This window comes from Gilvimarinus sp. 1_MG-2023 (assembly GCF_030548285.1).
The window spans coordinates 1-276 of record NZ_JAUOSC010000932.1 but is presented as its reverse complement, the minus strand read 5'-3'; the positions used below and the strand labels follow the sequence as shown (position 1 = coordinate 276).

Annotated in this window: 1 protein-coding gene; it reads left to right on the top strand. The window is 55.8% G+C overall.

Features of this window, described 5'->3' with window-relative positions; all coding sequences use genetic code 11:
* A partial coding sequence (locus Q4563_RS19605; protein ID WP_303605710.1) for a response regulator transcription factor occupies positions 1–276 on the top strand: 276 nt, incomplete at both ends.

Sequence of the window (276 nt, the reverse complement as noted above, 5' to 3'; positions counted from 1 at the left end):
CACCAACACCACCCGAACCAGAATGCACTGGATATTGCCGAGCGTCTGGCCAGCCTGACACCGCAGCAATTTCGGGTACTGACCATGATGGCCGAAGGGATGCTGAACAAGCAGATTGCCTACGACCTTGAAGTCAGCGAAGCCACCATCAAGGCCCACGTTACGGCTATTTTCCGCAAGCTGGGTGTCCGCACCCGAACCCAGGCCGTTATTGCCGTGCAAAGCCTGGATATAGAGAAACCGGATACCCAAATGGCGAATGCGCAAGCAGAAAGC